Source organism: Corynebacterium sp. MSK122 (assembly GCF_030229435.2).
In the GTDB taxonomy this organism is placed as follows: Bacteria; Actinomycetota; Actinomycetes; order Mycobacteriales; family Mycobacteriaceae; genus Corynebacterium; species Corynebacterium marquesiae.
Genome location: NZ_JASPHV020000018.1, coordinates 42,507 through 50,127, shown reverse-complemented (window position 1 = coordinate 50,127; position 7,621 = coordinate 42,507). Strand labels below are relative to the sequence as shown.

General features: G+C 57.6%; 8 protein-coding genes and 5 tRNA genes. 3 read left to right on the top strand and 10 right to left on the bottom strand.

The window, feature by feature from the left end:
- Positions 1-311: 311 nt before the first annotated feature.
- Both murA and ramA read right to left on the bottom strand, forming a co-directional pair.
- Positions 312-1,580, bottom strand: coding sequence for a UDP-N-acetylglucosamine 1-carboxyvinyltransferase (gene murA, locus QP934_RS08615; protein ID WP_005325837.1), 1,269 nt, complete (start codon positions 1,578-1,580; stop codon positions 312-314).
- Between the two features lie 21 nt (positions 1,581-1,601).
- The gene (ramA, locus tag QP934_RS08610; protein ID WP_005325834.1) at positions 1,602-2,441 is read right to left on the bottom strand and encodes an acetate metabolism transcriptional regulator RamA; all 840 of its coding nucleotides are present in this window, start codon (positions 2,439-2,441) and stop codon (positions 1,602-1,604) included.
- A gap of 265 nt (positions 2,442-2,706) precedes the next feature.
- Between ramA and cysK the strand changes: the two genes are divergently transcribed.
- Both cysK and epsC read left to right on the top strand, forming a co-directional pair.
- Positions 2,707-3,642 (top strand): cysteine synthase A, encoded by a 936-nt coding sequence (gene cysK, locus QP934_RS08605; protein WP_419127309.1) that lies wholly within the window; start codon positions 2,707-2,709, stop codon positions 3,640-3,642.
- Positions 3,643-3,712: 70 nt separating this feature from the next.
- Complete coding sequence (epsC, locus tag QP934_RS08600) at positions 3,713-4,276, top strand: serine O-acetyltransferase EpsC (protein WP_225746468.1); 564 nt, start codon at positions 3,713-3,715, stop codon at positions 4,274-4,276.
- 40 nt (positions 4,277-4,316) lie between these two features.
- On the opposite strand, the gene QP934_RS08595 is transcribed toward epsC, so the two are convergent.
- From QP934_RS08595 to QP934_RS08570, 6 genes are all read right to left on the bottom strand, one after another.
- Positions 4,317-4,607, bottom strand: a complete 291-nt coding sequence (locus QP934_RS08595; protein ID WP_419127308.1) for a GNAT family N-acetyltransferase — start codon at positions 4,605-4,607, stop codon at positions 4,317-4,319.
- Positions 4,608-4,655: 48 nt separating this feature from the next.
- Positions 4,656-4,728, bottom strand: a tRNA-Phe gene (locus tag QP934_RS08590).
- 19 nt (positions 4,729-4,747) lie between these two features.
- A tRNA-Asp gene (locus QP934_RS08585) sits at positions 4,748-4,821 on the bottom strand.
- Between the two features lie 85 nt (positions 4,822-4,906).
- Positions 4,907-5,221, bottom strand: coding sequence for a DUF4288 domain-containing protein (locus tag QP934_RS08580; RefSeq protein ID WP_239273286.1), 315 nt, complete (start codon positions 5,219-5,221; stop codon positions 4,907-4,909).
- 58 nt (positions 5,222-5,279) lie between these two features.
- Positions 5,280-5,353, bottom strand: a tRNA-Asp gene (locus QP934_RS08575).
- A 35-nt stretch (positions 5,354-5,388) separates the two neighbouring features.
- Positions 5,389-5,464: transfer RNA gene (locus QP934_RS08570), tRNA-Glu, on the bottom strand.
- 82 nt (positions 5,465-5,546) lie between these two features.
- On the opposite strand from QP934_RS08570, the gene QP934_RS08565 reads away from it, so the two are divergent.
- Positions 5,547-5,879 (top strand): metal-sensitive transcriptional regulator, encoded by a 333-nt coding sequence (locus tag QP934_RS08565; RefSeq protein WP_005325826.1) that lies wholly within the window; start codon positions 5,547-5,549, stop codon positions 5,877-5,879.
- 31 nt (positions 5,880-5,910) lie between these two features.
- Here QP934_RS08565 and QP934_RS08560 read toward each other — a convergent pair.
- Positions 5,911-5,983: transfer RNA gene (locus tag QP934_RS08560), tRNA-Lys, on the bottom strand.
- A 109-nt stretch (positions 5,984-6,092) separates the two neighbouring features.
- A complete protein-coding gene (locus QP934_RS08555) occupies positions 6,093-7,595 on the bottom strand; it encodes an acetyl-CoA hydrolase/transferase family protein (RefSeq protein WP_419127307.1) in 1,503 nt (500 codons plus the stop codon).
- Positions 7,596-7,621: the final 26 nt, after the last annotated feature.

Genomic DNA, 7,621 nt, shown 5'->3' with positions numbered 1-7,621 from the left:
CTGCTGGCAGACAAACCAATCAACACACAACCATGCACACAAAAAATAAAAAGTACATTGGCACACTATTGAGTTCTCAAACATCATCCACACACCACAAAAAATTAACTTCCCGTTAACCTCTCGTCGGCGGCTCGTACAAACTTACTCAACCAAATGAACCAAGTCAAATCATCGAACCAAGTCCGTACAAAATTCGCTTAAAAGTAACCAACCGGCTACCTCGCGGCGACTTGGATTAATGTAGTCCAACCCCTCCAACAATGACAAATCCCCAGCACACAACGGAAAACGGTGTGCTGGGGGCGACGTTAAAAGAGCTCTTCTTCTTGAGTTCTTTCAATTGTGGCGCCGAGGCGCTGCAGGTTTTCTACAAAGTTGGGATATCCGCGGTCGATGTGGAAGACATCGTGGACGGTGGTGGTTTCATCCGCACACAGTGCAGAAAGTACAAGACCCGCACCCGCGCGAATATCGGAACTCCATACGTGAGTAGAAGAGAGTCGTTCTTTACCGCGGACTACTACATGGTGACCGTCAACCTGGGCGTCGGCACCCAAGCGCAGCATTTCATCTACAAAGCGGAAGCGGGATTCAAAGACATTCTCCGTAATGACGGTCGTTCCGTCCGCAATGGCAGAGATGCCAATAGCCATCGGCTGCAGGTCAGTGGGAAATCCCGGAAATGGCAGGGTCTGGTAGTCCACAGCTTGCGGACGCTGATCCATGCGCACGCGAAAGCCATTCTCATAGGTCTCTAGTTCCGCGCCGGCGGACTTCAGCTTTTCGAGTGGTAGATGCAGGTGGCGCGGGGAAATTCCACCCACGGTGATATCGCCCTGGGTCATGGCAGCGGCGTACGCCCACGTGCCGGCCACAATTCGGTCACCAATAACCTCATGCTGGGTGGGCTGCAGCTTATCGACGCCGCGGATGGTTACCACCGAGCTTCCCTCGCCCTCGATATCGGCGCCCATGGACTTGAGCATGGTGCACAGGTCGACGATTTCCGGCTCGCGAGCTGCGTTATGGAGAACGGTTTCACCTTCGGCGAGGACCGCAGCGGTAAGAATATTTTCGGTTGCGCCTACGGACGGGAAGTCCAGGCGGATATTTGCACCTCGCAGGTGCGTAGCCTCTGCCACGACGGCACCGTGTTCAATACGGGTGGTGGCGCCGAGCTTTTCTAGGCCAGTTTGGTGCATATCGAGCGGGCGGGAACCAATCGCGTCACCACCAGGCAACGCTACCTTCGCGTGGCCACAGCGGGAGGTCAAAGGCCCGAGCACGCAGACGGATGCGCGGAATTGGCGGACCGCGTCAAAATCCGCGTTGGATTGCGGCTGTGCAGGGGTAGTAATCCGGACTTCAGAGCCCTCGATGACTACCTCGCAGCCGAGCCCCTCGAGAACCTTCTTCATGAGGGGGACGTCCAGAATTTCTGGGCAGTTCGTCAGCGTCGTAGTGCCCTCCGCCAGCAAGGATGCGGCCATGAGCTTCAAGACGCTATTTTTCGCGCCATCTACTTTAACGGTGCCCTCTAGGCGGGCACCGCCGGAAACAATAAACTGATCTTTCACAACTGCCTACGCTACCGGTTCTTAGGGCAATGCGCCGATACGACGGGCGGCATTAACCGCCTCGTAGCGGGTGTGCGCACCGAGTTTGCGCATTACCGAGCGCAAATAAGACTTAACGGTTTCTGCGCCGATTCCCATTTCCTCAGCTGCTTCTACGTTGGTATGGCCTAGGGCCACACAAGAGAGAACGTCGAGTTCGCGGGCGGAGAGCTTGGTGGATTGCTTCACGCGCACCGGCGAGACCATCTGGTCACACAACGTCTCTAGCTCCTTGCGCAGCTCCTCGTCTTCTACGCGGTTGGCCAGCATACGCAGCTTGGAGTGAGTGGAACGGACCTGCTCCCACTCGGCACCGTTCATGACGTGGCCGCGGGCGGCTCCGCCCTTGGACCCATCGGCACGTCGCATGGCGGAATTAACGGCCAAGTCTTGCTCGAGGGTGCGCGCGGTCATCGTCACTTCTTCAATGACCTTGTCGCCCAAACGAACTGGGGAGTGCACGCCGACGTAGAGAACACCGCGAATTTCGCGCTGCACAGTAACGGGCACGGCCACAATGGAATGCAGACCCTCGTCCTGGATTACGCGGTCGTTCTCGTGCGAGATGGTGGTGGCACGCGTGTAGTCGGATACACCTACCGCACGGCGAGTGCTGACCACTCGCCCACCTACACCGACGCCGGAGTCAATGATCAGATTCTGCAGCGCTGGGGTGCGTAGCCCCACCCACTGTGTGATCTGCAGGCGATTATCGGGCAGCAGCGTGGCGTACATCGTCACCGGAATACCTGTAGCGGTCTTCAGGGACGACAGGGCCGCGCGTACGGATTCTTCATCATCTTTGAGGCGATGCGACTCCATGAGACTCTTTCCTCGTCGGGGGTAACCAAGTAGGTGTACCCGTCCTCCCCCCGGGAATTTGGGGATCAGCGGGCAACTGAGTGGAAGTATAGACAGCATGTGGGGGTAATTCGAAATCGCCCTCGGCTTATCCGGCGCTGCAATCCCACATGGAATGCCCGAATGCCCGGTCTAGAATTTATATACTGACTGGTCTACTTGTGTAGTGTACGCTTGCGTTGTACGCGATTTGAACCCAAATCTGATTCCCAAAGGAGTCCACAGAATGGCTGTCTACAACAACATTATGGAAACCATCGGCGGCACCCCGCTGGTCCGCCTGAACCGTCTCACCGAGGGCAAGGGCGCCACCGTGCTTGCCAAGGTTGAGTCCTTTAACCCGGCTAACTCCGTGAAGGACCGCATCGGCAAGGCCATCGTCGCAGCGGCCGAGAAGTCCGGCCAGCTCAAGCCAGGCGGCACCATCGTGGAGGCCACCTCCGGCAACACCGGCATCGCCCTGGCCCTGGCTGGCGCCACCTTGGGCTACAAGGTCATCCTGACCATGCCGGAGACCATGTCCAACGAGCGCAAGGTGCTGCTGCGTGCTTACGGCGCAGAAATCGTGCTGACCCCGGGTGCGGCGGGCATGAAGGGCGCCGTCGACAAGGCGAATGAAATTGTCGCCGAGACCGATAACGCCATCCTGGCTGCACAGTTCGCTAACGAGGCGAACCCGAAGATTCACGAGGAAACCACCGGCCCGGAGATTTGGGAAGACGCAGAGGGCAAGGTTGACGCCTTCGTTGCTGGCGTAGGCACCGGCGGCACCGTTACCGGTGCAGGCCGCTTCCTGAAGTCCAAGAACCCAGACCTGCACCTGGTAGCCGTTGAGCCGTCCGACTCCCCTGTCCTGTCTGAAGGCCACGCTGGCCCGCACAAGATCCAGGGCCTTGGCGCTAACTTCGTTCCTGAGGTACTTGACCGCGAGCTTCTCGACGAAGTCTTTACGGCCACCACCGAGGAGTCCATCAAGACATCCCGCGACCTGGCTACCCAGGAAGGCCTGCTGGTTGGTATCTCCGCCGGCGCTAACGTTTCCGCAGCTCTGAAGCTGGCGGAGCGCCCAGAGTTCGAGGGCAAGACTATCGTGGTTGTCCTGCCGGACTTCGGTGAGCGCTACGTCTCCACCATCCTCTTCGAGGACATCCGCGAAGCTTAAATTACTTCGCTTGAATAAAAGCACCCGCCAACCTTGGCGGGTGCCTTTTTTATGCCAGTACTATGTGTGCATGAACATTATGAGCTACATCCGTGAAGACTTAGCAAATGCAAGAGATCACGATCCGGCCGCGCGTGGCGACATCGAAAATGCAGTAGTGTACTCCGGCCTCCACGCGGTGTGGTCTCACCGCATTTCGCACTGGATGTGGAAGCGTGGCCTGCGCGGGCCCGCGCGCATCTTGGCGCAGATTAACCGCTTCTTTACCGGCGTGGAAATCCACCCAGGCGCAACTATCGGCCGCCGCTTCTTTATTGACCATGGCATGGGCATTGTCATTGGTGAAACCGCAGAGATTGGCGATGGTGTCATGCTCTACCACGGTGTCACCCTCGGCGGCCAGGTCCTTACCCAAACCAAACGCCACCCCACTGTTGAAGACAATGTCACCATCGGTGCGGGCGCCAAGGTGCTCGGTCCCATTACGATCGGTGAAGGATCGGCCATTGGCGCCAATGCCGTGGTGACGAAGGACGTTCCGGCTGAAAATATCGCGGTGGGCATTCCGGCCAAGAACCGTCCGCGCAACCCGAATGAGCGCATTAAACTGGTCGACCCTGACTACTACATCTAAATTCTCTCCCGGCGACTCACAGGCTACTGTGGGCCGCTTTTTATATGCCTTCTGCGCGCAGCAGATCGCGGTATTCGGGGTTCTTATCTATAAAATGCGCCACGGCGGAGCAGGAAGCAATGACTTGCTTGCCGACGCCCCGGGCGTCGTCAAGCGCGGCCTTAATCAGCGGCGCTGACAATCCTTGGCCGCGGAAAGCATCCTTGATGACCGTGTGGTTGAACTCGCGCGTCGTGCCGGCATCTACGTAGTGGCACGCGCCCGCCTCGACGCCGTCCACGGTAAGGACGTAGCGGGACTTATCTGTCTGGTGTGCAATAGCATGTTCCATGTGCCCATACTAAGCAAAAATGGCCCCTCTTACGAGGAGCCATTATTGTGGCCAGAGCCAGGATCGAACTGGCGACCCCACACTTTTCAGGCGTGTGCTCTACCGACTGAGCTATCTGGCCAGAAACCCGAAGGTTTCCGCGACCCTGACGGGACTTGAACCCGCGACCTCCGCCGTGACAGGGCGGCGCGCTAACCAACTGCGCCACAGGGCCATTTTTAATTATGCGTGCCCTCTTGGGCACGGATAGTTACTTTACAGAAGACTCCCAATACTCACCAAATCAGCACGTCAGAAAGCTATTTAGAGCTCTCCAGCGGATCTTTTCCGCCCAAGTTCATCTCAAAGCGCTCATAGTCTTCCATTGCTGCAAAGTGCCGCGAGTAAAGGTCACAATCTCGGTCCACATAGCCATAAAGGGCCGGAGCGACGTCGACAATGTGGCGCAGCCACAGGCCCTCATATTCTTGCTCATGGGCCCGTGCCTCGACCTTCCGGTGCGCCTCCTCATCCGAGCCTGCATAGACGAGAAAGAAGTCCTCTCGGAAGAAGTTAGAATGCTCCGAGCTTTCGGAGGCAAGTTCAAAGACAGCGATTCCGACGTATGGCTCCATAGCGCCAGCCTAACAAAACAAAAAGCAGCAACCGCCGAAGCGATTGCTGCTCATTCTGCGACCTTGACGGGACTTGAACCCGCGACCTCCGCCGTGACAGGGCGGCGCGCTAACCAACTGCGCCACAAGGCCAATCGAATATCCAATTCGAGCCAACACTTTCGTGTTGGTACCCCCAACGGGATTCGAACCCGTGCCGCTGCCGTGAAAGGGCAGTGTCCTAGGCCGCTAGACGATGGGGGCCCGTCGCGCTAAGGCGACCTCTAGAAATATACTGGAGACCTCACCTAGTTACAAAATCGCTCCCCAAGAAAGATTAGGAACCATGTCTGACCAGCATCAAACGTGCTCCTGCCACGAGCCGCACGTGCACGGATATAACGCGGATTCTAAGAGCAAGGATCGCTACCTTGCCCGACTCAAGCGCATTGAGGGGCAGGCACGCGGCATCCACCGCATGGTTGAGGAAGACCAATACTGCATCGACATCATTACCCAGATTTCGGCGGTGAAGTCGGCGCTGGAGAATGTCTCACTGGCGCTCCTAGAAGACCATATTGAGCACTGTGTGGCTGGTGCCGCCGCCGAGGACGGTGAGGTAGCCACCGAGAAGCTAGAAGAGGCCATGCGCGCCATTAAGAAGATGGTCAAAAACTAAAAGGAGCCACCCAAAAAGGTGGCTCCAGTTGTGGGCCCTGTGGGGATCGAACCCACGACCTGCGGATTAAAAGTCCGTAGCTCTACCAACTGAGCTAAAGGCCCAACGTCGCTACATTTTAGCGTGCGGTATTTGCAAAGTCCTAATTAGGGGGGCGTCGGCAAGCGAAAGGCGCCCAGCTCGCCGCTGAGCGCCTGCCGGAGCGTGGCTACATTAGCCGCGCATATCGCCCTTCTCCATGAAGCGGACCTGGAAGTCAAAGGCGGTCTTCAGGTCGTGCGGAGTGTGCTGGAACTTGTTTTCCTTGGCACGGTTGAAGTATTCCTCGAGCAACGGACGGTAGTCCGGATGTGCCACGGAGATGACCTTCTCCACGCGCTCCTTCGGCGCCAGGCCGCGCAGGTCGGCTACGCCGTACTCGGTAATGATGACCATGGTGTCGTGCTCGGTGTGGTCCGTGTGGGACACGAACGGAACCAGCGCGGAAATTGCGCCATCCTTAGCCACAGACGGGGAAACGAAGGTGGAGATATAAGCGTTGCGGGTGAAGTCACCCGAGCCGCCGGTGCCGTTCATAATGCGGGAGCCAGACACGTTGGTGGAGTTGATGTTGCCGTAGATATCGGCCTCAATCATGCCATTGGAGGAAATCAGGCCGACGCGGCGGATGACCTCTGGGTGGTTGGAAACCTGCTGCGGGCGGAGGATGATGTGCTTGCGGTAGCGCTCTGCGTCCTCATTCATCTTCTCCGCGTAGTCTGGGGACAACGCGAAAGAGGTGGCGGAAGCCATGGTCATCTTGCCCGCATCGATGAGATCGAGCATGCCGTCCTGAATGACCTCGGTATAGGCCTGAATATTCTCAAACTTGGAATCCAAAAGTCCGGCCATCACGGCGTTGGGGACGTTGCCCACGCCGGACTGCATGATGAACTTGTCATACTCGAGGCGACCAGCGGCGACCTCCCCTTCGAGGAACTCAATGAAGTTGGCGGCGATCTTCTCGGAAATCTCGTCCGGTTCCTTGAACGGCGCGTTGCGGTCCGGGGCATCGGTCTTAACCACTGCGACAACCTTGTCCTCCGGCACCTCCATGTAGGTGGTGCCGATGCGGTCGCCCGGCTTAGTGATAGGGATTGGCTGGCGGTTAGGCAGCTTTTCAATGCGGTAGATATCGTGCATGCCCTCGAGGTTGACGGACTGCCACTCATTGATCTCGATGATGATCTTATCGGCAGCCTCGATGAACTCGAGGTTATTGCCCACTGCAGAGGACGGCACCACGTGGCCTTCTTCGGTAATGCGCACGGCCTCAATAATGGCTACCTGGAAGTCACCGTAGAAGCCCTCTTCTACCTGCTGGCCCGAGTGAGACAGGTGGATATCCTGGTAAAGCGCGGTGCCATCATTGAACTGCTTACGCAGGGTGGGATCGGAGTTATAAGGAGAGCGGAAGCGAATCGCCTCAGCTTCCGCCAGAACGCCATCGCAGTCTGGGGCGGTGGAAGCGCCGGAGAAGACGTCGATCTTAAATTCCTCGCCCTTTTCATGTAGAGCCTTGGCCTTCTCTGCAATGGCGGTGGGCAGACCCTTGGGGTAGCCAGCGCCGGTGAAGCCGGAAATTCCTACACGATCACCGTGGTTGACGTGCTGAGCAGCCTCTTCTGCGGAAACTACGAGCTTCTCGAATGGGGCATACGCGATTCTTTCGGACATGGGTAATCCTCCTTCATTAAGGGGCC